This window comes from uncultured Nocardioides sp. (genome assembly GCF_947489365.1).
Taxonomy (GTDB): domain Bacteria; phylum Actinomycetota; class Actinomycetes; order Propionibacteriales; family Nocardioidaceae; genus Nocardioides.
In genome coordinates this window covers 216,609-233,630 of record NZ_CANLDB010000005.1, presented here as the reverse complement: position 1 = coordinate 233,630, position 17,022 = coordinate 216,609, and the positions used below count along the sequence as shown (strand labels likewise).

The 17,022-nt window shown below is 74.1% G+C and carries 12 protein-coding genes; 6 read left to right on the top strand and 6 right to left on the bottom strand.

The window, feature by feature from the left end; translation table 11 throughout:
• Positions 1 to 55 precede the first annotated feature (55 nt).
• On the bottom strand, positions 56 to 2,467 hold the full coding sequence (locus tag Q0858_RS15520; RefSeq protein ID WP_299056238.1) for an arylsulfatase: 2,412 nt from the start codon (positions 2,465 to 2,467) through the stop codon (positions 56 to 58).
• Between the two features lie 91 nt (positions 2,468 to 2,558).
• On the opposite strand from Q0858_RS15520, the gene Q0858_RS15515 reads away from it, so the two are divergent.
• Positions 2,559 to 3,356: an endonuclease/exonuclease/phosphatase family protein gene (locus tag Q0858_RS15515; protein WP_299056236.1), complete on the top strand. Its 798-nt coding sequence runs from the start codon at positions 2,559 to 2,561 to the stop codon at positions 3,354 to 3,356.
• 395 nt (positions 3,357 to 3,751) lie between these two features.
• On the top strand, positions 3,752 to 4,429 hold the full coding sequence (locus Q0858_RS15510) for a hypothetical protein (RefSeq protein WP_299056234.1): 678 nt from the start codon (positions 3,752 to 3,754) through the stop codon (positions 4,427 to 4,429).
• 168 nt (positions 4,430 to 4,597) lie between these two features.
• On the opposite strand, the gene Q0858_RS15505 is transcribed toward Q0858_RS15510, so the two are convergent.
• Entirely contained in the window at positions 4,598 to 5,263 is a 666-nt protein-coding gene (locus Q0858_RS15505) for an SDR family NAD(P)-dependent oxidoreductase (protein ID WP_299056232.1), read from the bottom strand.
• 63 nt (positions 5,264 to 5,326) lie between these two features.
• On the opposite strand from Q0858_RS15505, the gene Q0858_RS15500 reads away from it, so the two are divergent.
• The gene (locus tag Q0858_RS15500) at positions 5,327 to 6,502 is read left to right on the top strand and encodes an acyl-CoA dehydrogenase family protein (RefSeq protein ID WP_299056229.1); all 1,176 of its coding nucleotides are present in this window, start codon (positions 5,327 to 5,329) and stop codon (positions 6,500 to 6,502) included.
• Between the two features lie 129 nt (positions 6,503 to 6,631).
• On the opposite strand, the gene Q0858_RS15495 is transcribed toward Q0858_RS15500, so the two are convergent.
• From Q0858_RS15495 to Q0858_RS15485, 3 genes are all read right to left on the bottom strand, one after another.
• Entirely contained in the window at positions 6,632 to 7,213 is a 582-nt protein-coding gene (locus Q0858_RS15495; protein WP_299056226.1) for a hypothetical protein, read from the bottom strand.
• Positions 7,214 to 7,268: 55 nt separating this feature from the next.
• Complete coding sequence (locus tag Q0858_RS15490) at positions 7,269 to 7,721, bottom strand: OsmC family protein (protein WP_299056224.1); 453 nt, start codon at positions 7,719 to 7,721, stop codon at positions 7,269 to 7,271.
• Positions 7,722 to 7,791: 70 nt separating this feature from the next.
• Complete coding sequence (locus Q0858_RS15485; RefSeq protein ID WP_299056221.1) at positions 7,792 to 8,352, bottom strand: hypothetical protein; 561 nt, start codon at positions 8,350 to 8,352, stop codon at positions 7,792 to 7,794.
• A gap of 197 nt (positions 8,353 to 8,549) precedes the next feature.
• On the opposite strand from Q0858_RS15485, the gene Q0858_RS15480 reads away from it, so the two are divergent.
• A complete protein-coding gene (locus Q0858_RS15480; RefSeq protein WP_299056218.1) occupies positions 8,550 to 9,062 on the top strand; it encodes a hypothetical protein in 513 nt (170 codons plus the stop codon).
• Between the two features lie 34 nt (positions 9,063 to 9,096).
• The gene (gene glsA / locus Q0858_RS15475; protein ID WP_299056216.1) at positions 9,097 to 10,908 is read left to right on the top strand and encodes a glutaminase A; all 1,812 of its coding nucleotides are present in this window, start codon (positions 9,097 to 9,099) and stop codon (positions 10,906 to 10,908) included.
• Between the two features lie 18 nt (positions 10,909 to 10,926).
• Here glsA and Q0858_RS15470 read toward each other — a convergent pair whose 3' ends face one another.
• Positions 10,927 to 14,844: a S8 family serine peptidase gene (locus tag Q0858_RS15470; protein WP_299056214.1), complete on the bottom strand. Its 3,918-nt coding sequence runs from the start codon at positions 14,842 to 14,844 to the stop codon at positions 10,927 to 10,929.
• Between the two features lie 225 nt (positions 14,845 to 15,069).
• Between Q0858_RS15470 and Q0858_RS15465 the strand changes: the two genes are divergently transcribed.
• Positions 15,070 to 17,013: a CocE/NonD family hydrolase gene (locus tag Q0858_RS15465; RefSeq protein WP_299056212.1), complete on the top strand. Its 1,944-nt coding sequence runs from the start codon at positions 15,070 to 15,072 to the stop codon at positions 17,011 to 17,013.
• The last annotated feature ends 9 nt before the right edge of the window (positions 17,014 to 17,022 follow it).

Sequence of the window (17,022 nt, the reverse complement as noted above, 5' to 3'; positions counted from 1 at the left end):
GTGGTCGAGCAGCCGACGAGCGCAGCGAGTCCGCGTCGTCGAGACCTCGTACGGCTCAGTCGTTCGCGAGGCGCGTGAGCTGCCGCTTCACCTGCTCGCCGAGCTCGATCTGGGTGTCCAGGTCGAAGCGGACGCCGTGGACCGTCCCGGTGAAGCGGTTGTGGACCGGGGCGTAGTCGTCGGTCACCGGGGCGCCGCGGTCGACGCCGACGTTGAGGGTCTCGTCGAACGCGAAGTAGTACGCCGTCGTCTGCGGGACGCGACCGGTCGCGACCTCGCGCCCGTCGATCTCCAGGGCGACGTCGGCGGCGTCGCCGGGCGGGCCGCCGGCGTACGTGAACCGCATCGTCACCTCGTGGTCCCCGGCCGGGAGGGCCTCCTCCGACCGCACCGTGGTGAGCTCGCGGCCGTAGCAGTTGTAGGCGTACGTCGGGCGGCCGTCGACGACGTACAGCGACCAGCCGCCGAAGCGCCCGCCCTGCGCGACCAGCACCCCGGAGTCGGCGTCGCTGCCCGCGGTGAGCGGGACCGTGATGACGTGGGAGCGGTTCTTGACATTCGGCGCCGCCTCCTCGGTGAGGCGGCCGGTGCGGGGTCCGAGCTCGATCGAGTCCCGCCCGTGGTGCAGGTCGAGCCGGCCGGCGATGGCGGGGTTCTCGCGCTCGGTGACCCGGTCGTCGAGCGGGAAGACCTGATGGCGACTGGCCTCGATGAGGAAGATGTCGCGCAGCGCGCGCAGCTGGTCGGGGCCCTCGTTCGCCAGGTCGAAGGCCTGTGACCAGTCGTTGTCGGTGTGGTACAGCTCCCAGACGTCCTCCTCGAACGGCCGGTCACCGCCGTCGACCATCAGCCACGGCGTGCCGTGACGGGTGACCGCCATCCACCCGTTGTGGTAGATCCCGCGGTTGCCGACCATCTCGAAGTACTGCGTCACCCGCCGGTCCGCGGCGTCGGCGTCGGCGAACGAGTACGCCATCGAGACGCCCTCGATGACCTGCTGCGTGACGCCGTACACGGTCGTCGGGTGCGGCAGCCCTGCCACCTCGAGGATCGTCGGCAGGACGTCGATGACGTGGTGCCACTGGTGGCGGATCTCGCCGCGGGCGGCGATGCCGTTCGGCCAGTGCACGATCAGGCCGTCGCGGGTGCCGCCGAGGTGGGAGGCGATCTGCTTGGTCCAGGCGTACGGCGTGTTCATCGCCGAGGCCCAGCCCGCCGGGTAGATCGCGTACGTCGTGGGGTCGCCGAAGGAGTCGAGCCGCGCGTGCATGTCGGCGGTGTCGTCTGCGATGCCGTGGCCGACGAGGTGCTCGCGCAGCGTGCCCTCGGGCCCTCCCTCGCCGGAGGCGCCGTTGTCGCCGAGCATGTAGACGAAGATCGTGTCGTCGAGGAGCCCGAGCCGCTCGAGCTCGTCGGTGATCCGCCCGACCTGGACGTCGGCGTGCTCGGCGAACCCGGCGTAGGTCTCCATGAAGCGGGCCGCGACCTCACGCTCCATCTCGGAGAGCTCCCACCACTGGGGCAGGCCGTCGGGCCACGGCGCCAGCACCGTGTCCTGGGGAACGAGGCCGAGCTCCTTCTGGCGGGCGAGGGTCTGCTTGCGCATCTCGTCCCAGCCCTCGTCGAAGCGGCCGGCGTACTTCTCGCGCCACTCCTTCTGCACGTGGAACGGTCCGTGGGTCGCCCCCAGCGCCAGGTAGGCGAAGAACGGCTGGTCGGGGGTGATGGCGTGCTGGTCGCGGATCCAGTCGATGGTGTGGTCGACGAGGTCCTCGGTGAGGTGGTAGCCGTCCTCGGGCAGGCGATCGGGCTCGACCGGGGTGGTCCCCGAGTAGAGCTGGGGGTACCAGTGGTTCATCTCCGCGCCCATGAAGCCGTAGAAGGTGCCGAACCCCTCCCCGGTGGGCCAGCGGTTGAACGGCCCGGTCGGGTTGACCTCCACCGGCGGGGTCTGGTGCCACTTGCCGAAGGCGGCCGTGGCGTAGCCGTTGCCGGACAGGATCTGCGCCATCGTCGCCGCCGACGGCGGCCGGAAGCCGGTGTAGCCGGGCTCCAGCGTCGACATCTCCGACGTCACGCCCATGCCGACCGAGTGGTGGTTGCGGCCGGTCATCAGGGCCTGGCGGGTCGGCGAGCAGAGGGCCGTGACGTGGAAGCGGCTGTAGCGCAGGCCGCCGTCCGCGAGCCGTTCCGCGGTCGGCATCTCGCACGGGCCGCCGTACGGGGTGGAGGCACCGAAGCCCATGTCGTCGACGAGCACCACCACCACGTTCGGCGCACCCTCGGGGGGTCGGACCGGCTGGATCGGGTCATGCTGCGACGCCTTCGACCCCGGGAACCCGGACAGGTGCGCGGCCGCCCGCGCACCGGCGTCGTTCGTCGGCGTGCTGATCCGGATCGGCAGGTTGCGGCGGCCGGGGTTGGGCCAGCTGGGGTACACCGGGGGGCCGGCGGGGGAGTCGCTCACGGGGCCAAGGAACCACACGCGCCCAGCCCGGGCCCCGCGGGTGTCGCGGCGTGTCGCGGTCGGTGGGGTGAGGAGCGGGTACACAGGGGGCGTGGTCCGTCTCGTGAGTGCCAACGCCGCCTCGGGTCGTGACCGCGGCCGGCACGACTTCGCCGCCTGGGCGCGCCACGCCGCCGCGCTGGACGCCGACGTCTACGCCGTCCAGGAGGTCGACCACCGGCTGCCCCGCAGCGGGGTCGAGGACCAGGCGGCGGTGCTCGCCGGCGCCTGCCAACGACCGGGCGAGACCTGGACCCACCGCTTCGCCGCCGCCGTCCTCGGGACGCCGGGCTCCCGCGACACGTTCGCGCCCGCCACGTCCGCGGACCTCGGCGCCGACGGGGCGGCGTACGGCGTCGCGCTGGTCACCCGCCACCGGGTGACCCGGTTCCACGAGCTGCGGATGGACGGCTCCCGGGTGACGATCCCGATGCCCCTGCCGCCCGGGGCGCCGCAGCGGGTGATGTGGGTGCCCGACGAGCCGCGGGTCGCGCTGGCGGCAGAGGTCGCGGCACCGTCCGGGACGCTCACCGTGGTGAGCACCCACCTGTCGTTCGAGCCGCTGCGGGCGGGTCGTCAGCTGCGCGAGGTCACGGCCTGGGCGTCGGGCCTCCCCGGGCCGGTGGTGCTGCTCGGCGACCTCAACATGCCCGCCCGCGTGGCCGCCTGGCTCAGCGGGTGGGCCCCGCTCGCCCGCCACCCGACGTACCCCGCCGAGGGCCCGCGCGTGCAGCTCGACCACGCGTTGCGCGCGCCGGGCCACCGACTGCGGGTCACCTCGTCACGGGCCGAGGTCGTGGGCGGCAGCGACCACCTCGCGCTGGTGGTGGACGTCGCGCTCGGTGGGTGAGACGCACCGACGCGGAAGTCGACGCGCCGCGGGACCCCGCGGAGCTGGCCGTCTCTGCGCAGGGTCGGGCGGACCCCTGCAGGTTGTGGACGGAGACGGTGGCCTGGAAGGGTGCCGCCCCATGGTGCGAGCCGAGGACCGCGACCGGTTCCGGAGCCTCCGCAAGCCCGCGGGGGCGCAGTTCCCGGTGGTCCTCACGGAGGCGTTGAACCGTCGGCGGTTGACGCTCTCGGAGACCCGCGAGGCCCTCGCCCGCCGAGGTCAGTCGGTCAGCCTGGCGACGCTGAGCTACTGGCGGTCCGGGCAGCGGACACCGGAGGGCGCGGTGTCGTTCGACGTCCTCGACTGTCTCGACGAGGTCCTCCACCTGGAGCCCCGGGACCCTGCGGGCCAGCGTGGGGCCGAGCCGCCGGCGCGGCCCGGCGACGGACGACTACGTCGACCTCGCGGCCCTCGTGCGGCCCGGCGACGAGACGAGCCGTGCCCTGGCCGCGATGGGCCTCGAGGACGCCGAGACGGCGGTGGCCGAGGAGTACGTGATGGTGGCCGTCGACGTCGACGCCCGCGGACAGGAGACCCGCTGCGTCGTCCGCAGCCGGATCCGGGCCCTCCGCGACGGCGTGGACCGGCGACCCCTCGTGGTCGACGCCGGCGAGGCCCTGAGCGAGCCCGTCACCTTCACCGGCACCCGGGGTTGCCGGATCGGGCGGATCCACGTGGACCTCCCGATCGGGCTCATGGTCTACGAGATGCTGCTCGAGCGACCGCTGCTGGTCGGTGAGACCGCGACGTTCGAGTACCAGGTCGGCCTGGCCGACACCGGTGAGCCGGAGACCGAGTTCTTCTGGCACTGCGCCCGCCGTGTCGGCGAGGTGGAGGTCTGGGTGCGCTTCGACTCCGCGCTCCTGCCCCTCCGGGCCACGGCGTTCACCCTGTCCGACGGGGAGGAGACGTCGTCCGCGGTGGACATGGAGGGGAGCACCTCGCTGGTGACCGCGGTCCGCCACTTCGGGCCCGGCACCGTCGGCGCCCGCTGGACGTGGCCGGGCGACCTGGCCGGGCAGCGCGGTTGACGGGCTCGCCCTGCGACCGTCTCCACGTGCGGTGCGTGGATCCGCCACCCCTACGGCGGGAGCGTCACCATCGGAACCGTGACCGGACCGGCGGGCGAGGCGGGCCCGGCGCCACCTGCGCCGCGCTGCGTTCCCGCGCCGGTCTCGGCTGACGTCGTGCCGCGCGGGTCAGTCCTCCGAGACCTGCACCCGGAAGGTGTCGCGCTTCGTGTGGAGGTCCCACAGCTTCTCGGCCAGGACCGCCGGGTCCTTGTCCTTGTCGCCCTCGACGATCGCGCCGCCGATGATGAGCTGACCGACGAAGATGCCCTCCTCGCCGAGGACCTCGTGCAGCAGCTCGGCGTACGCCGCCTGGCCGGCGAAGGCGATCGAGGTGCCGGTGACGTTGCGGCCGGGCTTGACGGCGGAGCCGCCGTTGACGAAGAGGATCGTCCCCTTGTCCTCACCCAGGAAGCGCATGCCCGGGACGACCTGGTGGACGGCCGCGACGGGGCCGTAGATGGAGAACTCGACGGGGCCGACGAGGTCGGCGGGGGTGGTCTCGAGGACAGGCCGCATGAAGTCCTTCTGCGGCAGCGGGGAGTACTGCAGGACCTCGATGGGGCCGAGGGTCTCGGTCACCTTCTCGAGGGCTGCGGCGATGGACGCGGGGTCGCGCACGTCGGCGGCGAACCCCTGGGCGCGCACGCCCTCCTCGGCCAGCTCAGCGGCGAGTGCGTCGAGCCGTCCCTGGTGGCGTGAGATCAGCCCGACGGCGTACCCCTCGGCGGCGAAGCGGCGCGCCACGGCCGCTCCCAGTCCTCGTCCGGCTCCGATGATCGCGATGGTGGTCATGCCGCTTTCAACCACTCCGCCTCGGCGGGTGTTCCGGGCCCGTCCCGGCGTACGATCGAGCGCATGGCAGCGAAGATCGACCCCCTCGACATCGTCGGCATCGACGACCAGCTCACGGCGGAGGAGCGGGACATCCGCGCGGCCGTGAGGAAGCTCTGCGACGACGTGGTCATGCCCGACGTCGCGGAGTGGTTCGAGCGCGGCGAGCTCCCCGACGTCCGCGGGCTCGCCAAGGAGTTCGGCGCGATGGGCCTGCTCGGCATGCACCTCGAGGGCTACGGCTGCCCCGGGATGAGTGCCGTCGACTACGGCCTCGCCTGCCTCGAGCTCGAGGCCGCCGACTCCGGCATCCGCTCGCTCGTCTCCGTGCAGGGCTCGCTGGCGATGTTCGCGATCCACCGCTGGGGCAGCGAGGAGCAGAAGCAGCAGTGGCTGCCCGCCATGGCCGCCGGCGAGGCGATCGGCTGCTTCGGCCTCACCGAGCCCGACCACGGCTCCGACCCCGACTCGATGCGCACCCGCGCCAAGCGCGACGGCGACGACTGGGTCCTGGACGGCCGCAAGATGTGGATCACGAACGGCTCCGTCGCGGACGTCGCCGTCGTGTGGGCGCAGACCGAGGAGGGCGTGCGGGGCTTCGTCGTCCCGACCGACACCGCGGGCTTCTCCGCACCGCAGATCCACCACAAGATGTCGCTGCGCGCCTCGGTCACCTCCGAACTCGTCCTGGACGGCGTCCGCCTGCCCGCCGACGCGGTGCTCCCCGAGGTCACCGGCCTGAAGGGCCCGCTGTCCTGCCTGAACGAGGCCCGCTACGGGATCGTCTGGGGCGCCATGGGCGCCGCCCGCGCCTGCTTCTCCTCCGCGCTGGACTACAGCAAGCAGCGCGAGCAGTTCGGCAAGCCGATCGCGGGCTTCCAGCTCACGCAGCAGAAGCTCGCCGACATGAGCCTCGAGCTGACCAAGGGCACGCTCCTGGCGCTGCACCTCGGCCGCCGCAAGGACGCCGGCACGCTCTCCCCGCCGCAGGTCAGCGTCGGCAAGCTCAACAACGTGCGCGAGGCCATCGACATCTGCCGCACCGCCCGCACCATCCTGGGCGCCAACGGGATCTCGCTGGAGTACCCGGTCATCCGGCACATGAACAACCTCGAGTCGGTGCTGACCTACGAGGGCACCGTCGAGATGCACACCCTCGTCGTCGGCCAGACGCTGACGGGGCACGCCGCCTTCCGCTGAGACCCCTCGTCCTCGCCCGTGCGAGGACGAACGTGCAGAAGCCCCCGGAACGGGCCCCACGAGGGGCGTTCCGGGGGCTTCTGCGCGTCGGTCCTGACACCTGCCGCGACCGCCGGCCGCGTCAGCCCGTCACCGGGTGGTGAGGTGCCGGCTGGGGCCGAGACGGTCCTGCGTGTAGTGGACGCCGCCGCGGACCTGCGAGGCCTTCTGGGAGACCGACAACCGCGGCACGTCGATGCCCTTCCGCACCTGGAGGCAGCGGTTCGGCACGGTGACGACCAGCCTCGTCGCCTCCGGGCCGCGCCAGGACGCCCCGTCGCGCAGGTCGCAGGTCCGCTCCCCGCGGTCCGGGAGGCCCGGCGGCGGCTCGTCGGCGTAGGGGTCGTAGTAGACGTAGTTCACGGTGACCCGGCCGGTCTCCTCCGTGTCGGAGCGCCACACCACACGGAACACGACCCGTTGGCTGCCCGGGCGCCTCAGCCTGAACTGGTGCAGGTCGTCCGCCGCGTCGAAGGAGGTGACGATCTCCAGGCGCTCCGGGCCGCGCTTGACGGTCATGGACTTGAGGTGGCCGGGTCGCTCGTCGTCCCGCACCACCTGCGTCTCCGCGGCGACCGGGGCGATGAGGGCGACCGGCAGCAGCAGACCGGCGAGGACGGCGGTGGCGCGGGCCACCCTGGTGGCGAGGGACGACCCCCGAGGTGAAGTCATGGGCGGGACGGTAGGCGACCGCGGGACCGAGGTCCATGCCCTCGTCGTCGGGATCTCAGAGAGGCAGAGCCTTCCACTCGCTGGTGAAGGCCAGCCCGCTGCGGCGGAAGAGCTGGGTGACGGGGCAGCGGCGGTCGACCTCGCTGACGAGGCGGTCGAACGTCTCGGCGTCGGCGTCGGTCTGCACGGTGGCGTCGACGGTCACGGCGTCGAAGTTGGCGTTGCCCTCGGCGCCGCCGACCATGACGCTCGGGTCGAGGTCGCCCCGAGCCGAGAGGGAGAGCTCGCCGAGGGTCACCCCGAGCTCCTTGGCCACCACCTGCGCGGTGACCTGGTTGCACGAGGTGAGCGCGCCGAGGGCGTAGGCCAGCGGGCTCGGGGCGGCGTCGGCGCCGCCGAACGCCGGGTAGGTGTCGGCGTGGAAGACGTGCTCGACCTCGCCGAGGACGGTGACCTCCTGGGCCACGCCGGTGCCGGAGGTCTGGACGGTGAAGGGAACGGTGGGCATGGTCTCCTCATTCATGACAATGTCGACTGACGTTGTCCAGTATAGGAGGAGGGGCGAACCGACGACGCCCTCAGCCGCGCGCGAGGCGCCGGGAGCCGAGCGCGACGTCGAACTCGTCCACCCGGCCGTCGCGCCGGGCGTCGTCGGTGAACACGGAGCCCTGGGGAGGTCGTGACTCCACCAGGCCGCCGGTCCTCACCCAGCGGGGCTCGCCGAGGCAGGAGCGCGGCACCGAGATCCAGACCGTCCGGGTGGCCGGCCGGACGCTGGCGTCGGCGTCCGGGCACCGGATCGAGCGTCCCGAGCCGCGCGAGATCCAGAGGAAGCGCCTCGGCTCGTCCACCAGCTTCCCCACCTGCGCCTGGAACCGGCGACCGTCGCTCGTGCGGACGACGGCGGTCGCGTACAGCGTGGCGCGCGGGTCGACGTCCGCCATGAGGAAGCGGAAGGCGACACGGTCCTCGCCGTGGTGGCTGTCGAAACGGAGGATGTCGGCGGTGCGCTGGCCGGGGTTGCGGCCGTCCTCCGTCGCGGTGTCACCGCGGGCGTCCGTGACGCGGTCGGTGTCGGCGACGGCGGGCGCCGAACCGGCGAGCACGAGGGCGCCGAGCGCCCCCACGAGCATTCCCACGGTGCGTCGTGCGGTCCTGTGCATGTGCGCTCCCCCGAGTGCTGACGGCGCCCGTCGGCGCCTCGTCGGCTCATCATGCCTGCGGCGCGGCCCGTCCGGTAAGAGCACTCTCATGCGCGGCTCACGCCGACCTCACGGGCGGCGGTCAGGCTCGGGCCACTCGCCGGGGTGGTCCCGGCAGCGCCTGAGGAGGCCCCATGTCCGCCCTGCTCCGCTCCGCCGCCCCCGCCCTCGGCGCACTCGCGCTCGCCGCGTCCACCCTCGCCGTCGCCGCTCCGGCCCACGCCGACGAGCGCACCTGCCGCGGGTCGATCGGTGCCACCAGCGTCGACGACCTCCGCGTCCCCCAGGGCGCGACCTGCACCCTGACCGGCACCCAGGTCGGCGGGAACGTCACCGTCGCCGACGGCGGCACGCTGGTCGCGCGGCGCATCGCGGTCGAGGGCAACGTGCAGGCCGAGGGCCACGCGAAGGTCGTCGTACGGCGCTCCGCGGTCGACGGCAGCATCCAGCTCGTCCAGGGCGGCGCCGCGACCCTCGTGGCGAACCGGGTCGGCTCCGACGTCCAGTCCTTCGAGAACCGCCGGGCGCAGACGATCAGCGACAACCGGATCGACGGCAACCTGCAGTGCAAGGAGAACCGCCCGTCCCCGACCGGCAGCGGCAACGTCGTCGAGGGGAACAAGGAGGACCAGTGCCGTCGTCTCTGAGGTGAGCCCCGGCCGGGCTCGGTAGCGTCGCCGGATGACCCGCCGCAGCGTCCGCAGCCCGGTCCAGGACTACCTCGAGAAGATCGTCGACGCCTGCGGCGGCACGGCGGGCGAGGTGGCGGCGTACATCCCGGAGCTCGCCGCGGCCGACCCCGACCGGTTCGCGCTGGCGCTGGCGACCGTCGACGGCCACGTGTACGCCGTCGGCGACGCCGACCTGCGCTACTCGATCCAGTCCATCAGCAAGCCGTTCACCTACGCCCTCGCGCTGTCCGACCTCGGCCAGGAGGCGGTCGACACCCACATCGACGTCGAGCCGTCGGGGGAGGGCTTCAACCGGATCAGCCTCGAGGCGGGAACCGGGCGCCCCCGCAACCCGATGATCAACGCGGGGGCGATCACCGCCGCCTCGCTCGTCGCCGGGGACGACACCGAGCACCGCTTCGAGCGCATCCGACGCTGGTACTCCGCCTTCGCCGACCGGGACCTGACCCTCGACGAGACCATCCACCGCTCGGAGCTCGCCACCGCGCACCGCAACCGGGCGATCGCGCACATGCTGCGCGAGTTCGACGTGCTCGGCGACGAGCCGGAGCGGGCGCTCGACCTGTACGTCCGGCAGTGCTCGGTCGCGGTCGACACCCGCGACCTGGCCCTCATGGCGGCGACGCTCGCGAACGGCGGCGTCCACCCGCGCTCGGGCGCGCGTCTGTGCTCCGTCGACATCGTCGAGCGGACGCTGAGCGTGATGGCGACCTGCGGCATGTACGACGCCGCCGGCGACTGGGTCTCCGCGGTCGGCATGCCCGCGAAGAGCGGCGTGTCCGGCGGGATCGTCGCGGTCCTCCCGGGCCAGGTCGGGCTCGCCGTGTTCTCGCCGCGTCTCGACGTCCACGGCAACTCCGCCCGTGGCGTCACCGTGCTCGAGCGCATGAGTCACGACATGGAGATGCACCTCATGCACGTGGGGCGCAGCGGCCGGACGGCCGTGCGGGCGGCGTACCCGCTGCAGAGCCTGGCCTCCCGCCGCCGGCTCTCCGAGGAGGACCGGGCGCTCCTGGACTCCCTCGACGACGCGGCGATGGTCTACGAGCTTCACGGTGACCTGCTGTTCGCCGAGGCCGAGCGGGTGACCCGCCGGGTCGTCGACGACGCCCCGGAGCTCGTCGTCCTCGACGTACGACGGGTCGACGAGATCGGCGACGTCGCCGCGGTGACGATCTGGGGCCTGCGGGCGCTGCTGCGCGAGGCGGGCTCCGAGATGGTCACCGTCGACCCGCGCGGGACGCTGACCGACCCGGACGCCGGCACCGACGACGAGGGTGCCCGGCACGCCGATCTCGACGCGGCCGTGCGGTGGTGCGAGGACGAGCTGCTGCGCCGCCACGGCGGCGGACGGCCCGACCCGCAGCGCCTGGTCGACGAGCACCCCCTGCTGCGGGACCTGTCGGACGAGGCCCGCCCCGCGGTCGAGGCCCTGATGGACCGGGTCCGGCACCCCGAGGGCGGGACGGTCCTCGAGGCCGGCACGACGTTCGCCGGCGTCCACCTGATCACCGAGGGCCGGGCGGTGGCGGAGGTCGTCGCCGACGACGGGGCCGCCCGCGTGCTGGTGGGCCTCGAGGTCGGGACGTCGTTCGGCGAGCTCGCGCTCGGCACCGACGACGTCCAGGAGACACGGGTCCGGGCGGTCACCGACCTGGAGGTGCTGCGCCTCTCCGCGGACGCCATCGACCGGCTGACCGTCGAGGCCCCCGAGGTCGCCCTGGAGGTGTGGCGGGCCATGTGCCGCGACGGATACCGGGTCGCCGACCGCGCCCTGCGGGCCGGCATCACCCGCGGGTAGCCGCCCGGGCGGTGCGCGTCAGCCCAGTCGGCGGCGCGGTGAGGTCGCCGCGGAGTAGCGGGCCTCCCCGAGGAAGCGGGCGACGTACGACACCGCTCCGCGCCCGCGGGGGGCCACGATGCGGGCGCGGCCGTCGTCCAGCCGGACGACGCGCACCGCGCGCTCCTGGCCGCCGGACCGCCGCCGCAGCGCGACCTTCCCCTCGGCGGGGCCGAGGGTGCCGCGGACGCGGACCCGCCAGACGACGCCGTTCGCGTTCGAGCCGGTACGGCGCAGCGCCACCGTCGGCCGCTGCTTGCCGACGACCAGGCCCCGGGTGAAGGACTCGGTCGGTGCGTTCTCGGCGTCGCCGAGGTAGCGGACCCGGTACTGCCGGCGGCCCGGGGTCACCGGGGTGATCCGGACCTCGGCGCGACCGTTCGCGCCGAGCCGCCCCTGCCCGACGACGTCGTCGCCCTGGAGGACCTGGACCCGGCCGGGCCGCTCCGGGGTGATCGGGTCGAAGGTCTCCGCGGCGTCGACCCTGACGCGGACCGGCTCGGGGCGTCCGAGCACGGCCGGGGCGTCCGGGAACCGCAGGTCGGCGTCGGTGGGCGTGCGGGCCCCGACCACGGTCGTCGTGGAGCCGGGCTCGTCGTGCGGCGCCAGGAGCAGCGCGCCCTGGCCGCCGGCCCGGGTGTACGCCGCGCCGTCGGTGACCAGGCGCAGCTCGTCGCCGCCGTCCGCGGCGACCCAGGGGGCGGGCAGGTCGTCCCCGCCGGGGCCGGCCAGCGTGACGCCGGGTCGCAGCACGTCGACGGCGCTGAAGCCGGAGCGCACGTCGCCGGCGACGTCGCCGGGGCCGAAGGCGGCGTAGTAGTTGGGCGTGTAGGCCTCGATCCGGACCTCGCTGGCGCGCTCGGTGAGCTCCGGCAGCGCCGACAGGGCCACGGGGAGGACGACGACGTCGTTGTCGAAGACCGCGGTGTCGAGGTCGCCGTACGCGCCGTTCAACGGCTGGGTGTCGAGGACCTCGAAGTCCGTGAGGTCGTACAGCTCGGCGACGAGCGTGTCGGAGGTGCCGCCGGCCCGGTAGGAGTCGAGGCCGTAGTCGGCCCTCCCGTCCGCGTCGACGTCCAGGGAGACCGAGACGGAGGTCTGACCGACCGGGGTGTCCCAGGTGTCGTGGGTCGTGACGGCCACGAAGAGGTGTCCGTCGGTGAGCGGGTCGCCGCCGGCTGCCTCCACGGCGGGAGCGTCGGTGGTCGCGCCGAGGTACTGGATGTCCGCGCCCCGCGCCTCCTGGGGGACGCAGAAGACGACCTCGCCCGGTGCGCAGCGGGACTGCTCCTCGCTGGTGTCGAGCAGCTGGAAGCCCGCCACGAGCGAGCGGGTGCGGTCGGTGTCCTCGCCCTGGTCGAACCCCTCCCCGGTCAGGGTGAGGTCGGTGCCGCGGGCGCCGCCGCGGACGGGCAGCTCGACCTGGCGGGCGCCCTCGACGCCCAGGGTGGAGGCCGGACGGGGTGCGGCGTGGACGGGCACGCGGAGCGCCGCGCCCCCGGTCCCGCCGGTGGGCGTCAGCTCGACGAGGCCGCTGGCCGCGGCGGCGTACTGCCGCGCCTCGCCGGCCTGCTCGCGGTCCGTGGTGGGGTCGATCGGCTTGGTCAGGGCGGTGGGGTCGACGCGCAGCGTGATCGTGGCCTTCCCCGTGCGTCCTGGTGGGACGGTGAGCGTCGCCGGCGAGACCTCGTACGACGCCCCCGGCACCTCGGTCCGTGCCACGTAGGCGAGGTCGTAGGTCACGGCCCCGTCGCCGGTGTTCTCGACGGTGAGGGTCCGGTCGCGCTCGGTCTCCCCGCCGTCGACGGGCACCGCGAGGGGCCCGAACCCGGCGGACACGGCGCCGGACCCGGCGCCGACGTACGCGAGGACGTCGGTGGCCAGCGACGCCGGGACGTCGATGCGGCCGGTGCCGGCCCGGTTCGGGCCGTACGGCGTCCCCTCCCCGTCGCCGTCGGTGGTGACGTCGACGCCGGCGGTGTTCATGATCGCGGCCTTGACCTGCTCGGGGTCCCAGTCGGGGTGCTCGGCACGCACGAGGGCGGCCTGACCGGCCACCATCGGGGACGCCATCGACGTGCCGTCGAGGCTGAGGGCGCCGTCGCCGGTGCCGACCTCGGCCGACGACACGGACGCCCCGACCGCGGTGACGTCGGGCTTCACCTGCCCGTCGGCGTACTGCCCGCGGGAGGAGAAGCCCGACATCGTGTCGGCGGTCTCGTCGTCGAGCGTGACCGCCCGGGGCTCGACGCCGCCGAGGCGGACCTCGTCGCCCGCCACGAGGGCCTCGCGGAGCGGGTCGCCGGTGCGCGCCGGGACGATGACGCCGGGGATCGCCCGGTTGCCCGCGATCGCGACGTCGGTGGCGTCGGCCTCGTTGGCCAGCACGTAGCCCTCGGCGCCGGCCCGGGTCAGGTTCGTGGCCATCCGGGTGGAGGCGCACTCGCGCTCGTCGTCGGCGGAGGTCCACTCGACCAACGCGATCCGGCCGTCGACCGCGGCGGCGTCGTCGGTGTCGAGCGGGTCGCAGGCGTCGGTGTTGCCGGACTGGGTCAGCAGGACCAGCTCGCCGGTCAGGGCGCCGGCACCGCCGGAGCCGGAGCGGCCCCAGTCGTGGTTCTGCGCCAGGGACGCGGCGTACGTGCCGGCCAGGGCCTCCGGGTCGGTGACGACGAGCCCGTCGACGACGGAGACCGGGTCCGTGCTGGAGGCCACCGCGAGGGTGCGGACGGCGGCGCCGGGGGAGCCGCCGGCCTGGGTGAGGTCCCCGGCGTTGCCGTTCGCGGCGACGACGGTCACCCCCAGGCGCGACGCCTCGTCGGCGACGAGGCTGTCGGCGTCGAGCAGGTTGCCGAAGTCGAGGCCGAGGGAGAGGTTCACGACGTCGGCGGCGTCGGAGAAGTCCCCGTCGCCGTCGGGGTCGGTCGCGAGGTCCACGGCGGCCGCGGCGAACAGCGTGCCGCCCGTGCAGCCGAACACGCGGTAGGCGAGGAGGTCCGCACCGGGCGCCATGCCGGGGCCGATCTCCAGGTCGCGCCCGGCGGTCGTGGTGTCGTAGGGCCCGTCGTACGTCGAGCCGTCGGCGAGGACGCCGCGACCGGCCGCGGTGCCCGCCACGTGGGTGCCGTGGCCCTCGCAGTCCTGCGGGTTGGCGTCGGGGACGGCGGGCTCGCGGCCCGTGCCGTAGTCGTCGCCGACCAGGTCGTAGCCGCCGGTCACGACGTCGGTGGGGAAGCCGGTCGGGTCGGTCTGCTCCGCGGCGGTCCGCGAGCGGCGGTAGGCCTGGCGGGTGCCGGGGCCGCCGAAGTCGGCGTGGGTGTAGTCGATGCCGGTGTCGACGACGGCGATGCTGGTGCCCTCGCCGGTCTGGCCGTAGCTCTCCCAGGCCGCGTCGCCGCCCTGGAACGGCACGGCGGAGGCGTTGCTGCGCTGCTTCTCGACGATCGGCACCACCTGCCGCACCCCGTCGAGCCGGCGCAACGCCGGCAGGTCGGCCGCCGCGGCCTCGACCGCGACGCCGGCGACGACGTTGGTGGTCTCGTAGAGGACCCCGACGTCGTCGGGCAGGGCGTCGGTCACCCGGCCCCGGACGGCGTCGACCTGCTGCGCGGCCTGCCGCGCGGCGTCGGTGGCGCGGGCCGCGGGACGTCCGGCCCGGCGGGTCTCGCGCCAGGCGGCCAGCGCCGGCTGGGCGCCGAGGCGCAGCAGGAACGCGACCCGGGCGGAGGGGTCGCGGCGGGCCGCGGCCAGGCGCGGCGCGGGCGTCTGGGCGTCGCCTCCGGCGGCGGGCTCCCCGTCGGGGGCGCCGGCCGCGGGGACGACGGGGGACAGGAGCGCGAGCGTGGTCGCGCCCGCTGCCATCGCGAGGGTGGAACGGCGACGGACTCGGGTGGCCATGGGTCAACTGTGGGTCGACCACACGTCCGGTGGGGGGACGCGCGCCGTGACGCGTGGGACGGATGGTACGGGTGTGGTCAAGACCCTTGACGCTCCCGAGGTCGACCGATTGGGTGGGACCACCGTCCGTCCGGTGGATCTCGGCCATCGTCGACGTGGTGCGTCCCGTGCGTGGGGCCGTGCGACGACCTCACCGCCGAGCCGCCCTCGCAGTGAGGAACGACCATGACCTGGTCCCGTCCCACCCGCCCCCGCACCCGTGGGGTCGTCGCCCTCGCCGGCGCCGGTCTCGTGCTCGGCACCCTGCCGGCGCTGGCCGCCACGAGCGCCACCGCAGCCGCACCCGTCCGCGCCGCGGACGCGCCGTACGAGCTGAGGAACGGGCGCACCGCCCCGGTCTACTCCTACGCCGGCGCGATCCGCGAGACCGTCTACGTGCTCGCCGACGACTTCGACGGCAACGGTCAGCCCGACCGCGTCGCGGTCGACATCGTGCGCCCCGCGGAGACCGACCGCGCCGGCGAGCAGGTGCCGGTGATCATGGACGCCAGCCCGTACTACCTCTCCATCGGCCGCGGCAACGAGGCCGAGAAGAAGACGTACGACGAGGACGGCAACCCGGCGCTCACGCCGCTGTTCTACGACAACTACTTCGTGCCCCGCGGCTACGCGTTCGTCGCCGTCGACCTCGCCGGCACCGCCCGCTCGACCGGGTGCGTCGACGAGGGCGGCGTCTCCGACGTCGGGTCCGCCGCCGCGGCCGTCGACTGGCTGAACGGCAACGCCGAGGCGGTCGACGCCGACGGCGAGCCCGTCGTCGCCGACTGGACCAACGGGAAGACCGGCATGATCGGCAAGTCGTACGACGGCACGATCGCCAACGGCGTCGCCGCGCTCGGCACCGAGGGCCTGGAGACGATCGTCCCGATCTCGGCGATCTCCTCCTGGTACGACTACACCCGCTCGCAGAAGCTGCCCTACAGCTGGGACTACGCCGAGGGCCTGTCGCGCCGCGTCGCCGCCGACCGCACCGAGGAGGTCGACTGCGAGGCGACGTACGAGGGTCTCTCCGCGGACGACGACGACGAGACCGGTCGCTACAACGCCTTCTGGGCCGAGCGCGACCACCGCAACGGGATCACCACGAAGGCCTCCAACGTCACCGCGAGCGTCTTCGTGATGCACGGCCTGCAGGACCTGAACGTGAAGACCCGCCACTTCTCGAAGTGGTGGAAGCAGCTCGGCGCGAACGGCGTCACCCGCAAGATGTGGCTGACCCGGCTGGGTCACGTCGACGCGTTCGACTCCGACCGCGGCCGCTGGGTGAAGACCCTGCACCGCTGGTTCGACTCCGAGCTGCTGGGCGTCGACAACGGCATCCTCGACGAGCCCGCCGTCGATATCGAGACCCGGCCGAACGAGTGGACCACCGCCGCGCAGTGGCCCGCCCCCGGCCGCACCGTGATGCGCCCGAGTGCCGACGGCGCCCTGGCCACCGACGCCGCGACCGGCACCGCCTCGTGGCTCAACGCCCCCAACCAGAGCGAGGCCGCCGCCCTGACCGCCGGGTCGGAGGCCAACCGCCTGCTGTTCGCCTCGGAGCCGCTGGCCCGCGACACCCGCCTGTCCGGCGAGACCGTCGCGAAGCTGCGGGTCACGAACGAGGTCGAGACCGGTCAGGTGGGCGTCATGCTCGTCGACTACGGCCTGGACCAGCGCGTCCTCGCCACCGGCGACGGGGCCCGCACCACCGAGGAGCAGAGCTGCGTCGGACAGTCCACCTCGTACGACGACGCCTGCTACTTCCGGATGACCCGCAACCTCGGCCGCACGCCCTTCCAGGTGGTCGGCCGCGGCTGGGCGCGCCTCGACGGGGCCCGGACCCGCGACGTCACCGTCCGGCTCGACCCGGACGACACCGTCGTGAAGGCCGGCCACCGGCTGGGTGTCGTGCTCGTCGGCGCCGCGCCGAGCCGGGTGCGCAACGTCGACACCTCCGCGACGTCGCGCTACACGGTCGACCTCGCGCGGACGTCGTTCGTCGTCCCCGGTGACGTCGCCACGAGCCCGAGCGGCGCCCGCTCGCTCGACGCGTGGCTGCCCACCCGCGACGAGGTCGTCCCCGGCACGCTCGCGGAGCGCACCCCGCGGTTCCAGCTGCCGCGCTGAGTCTGCGGA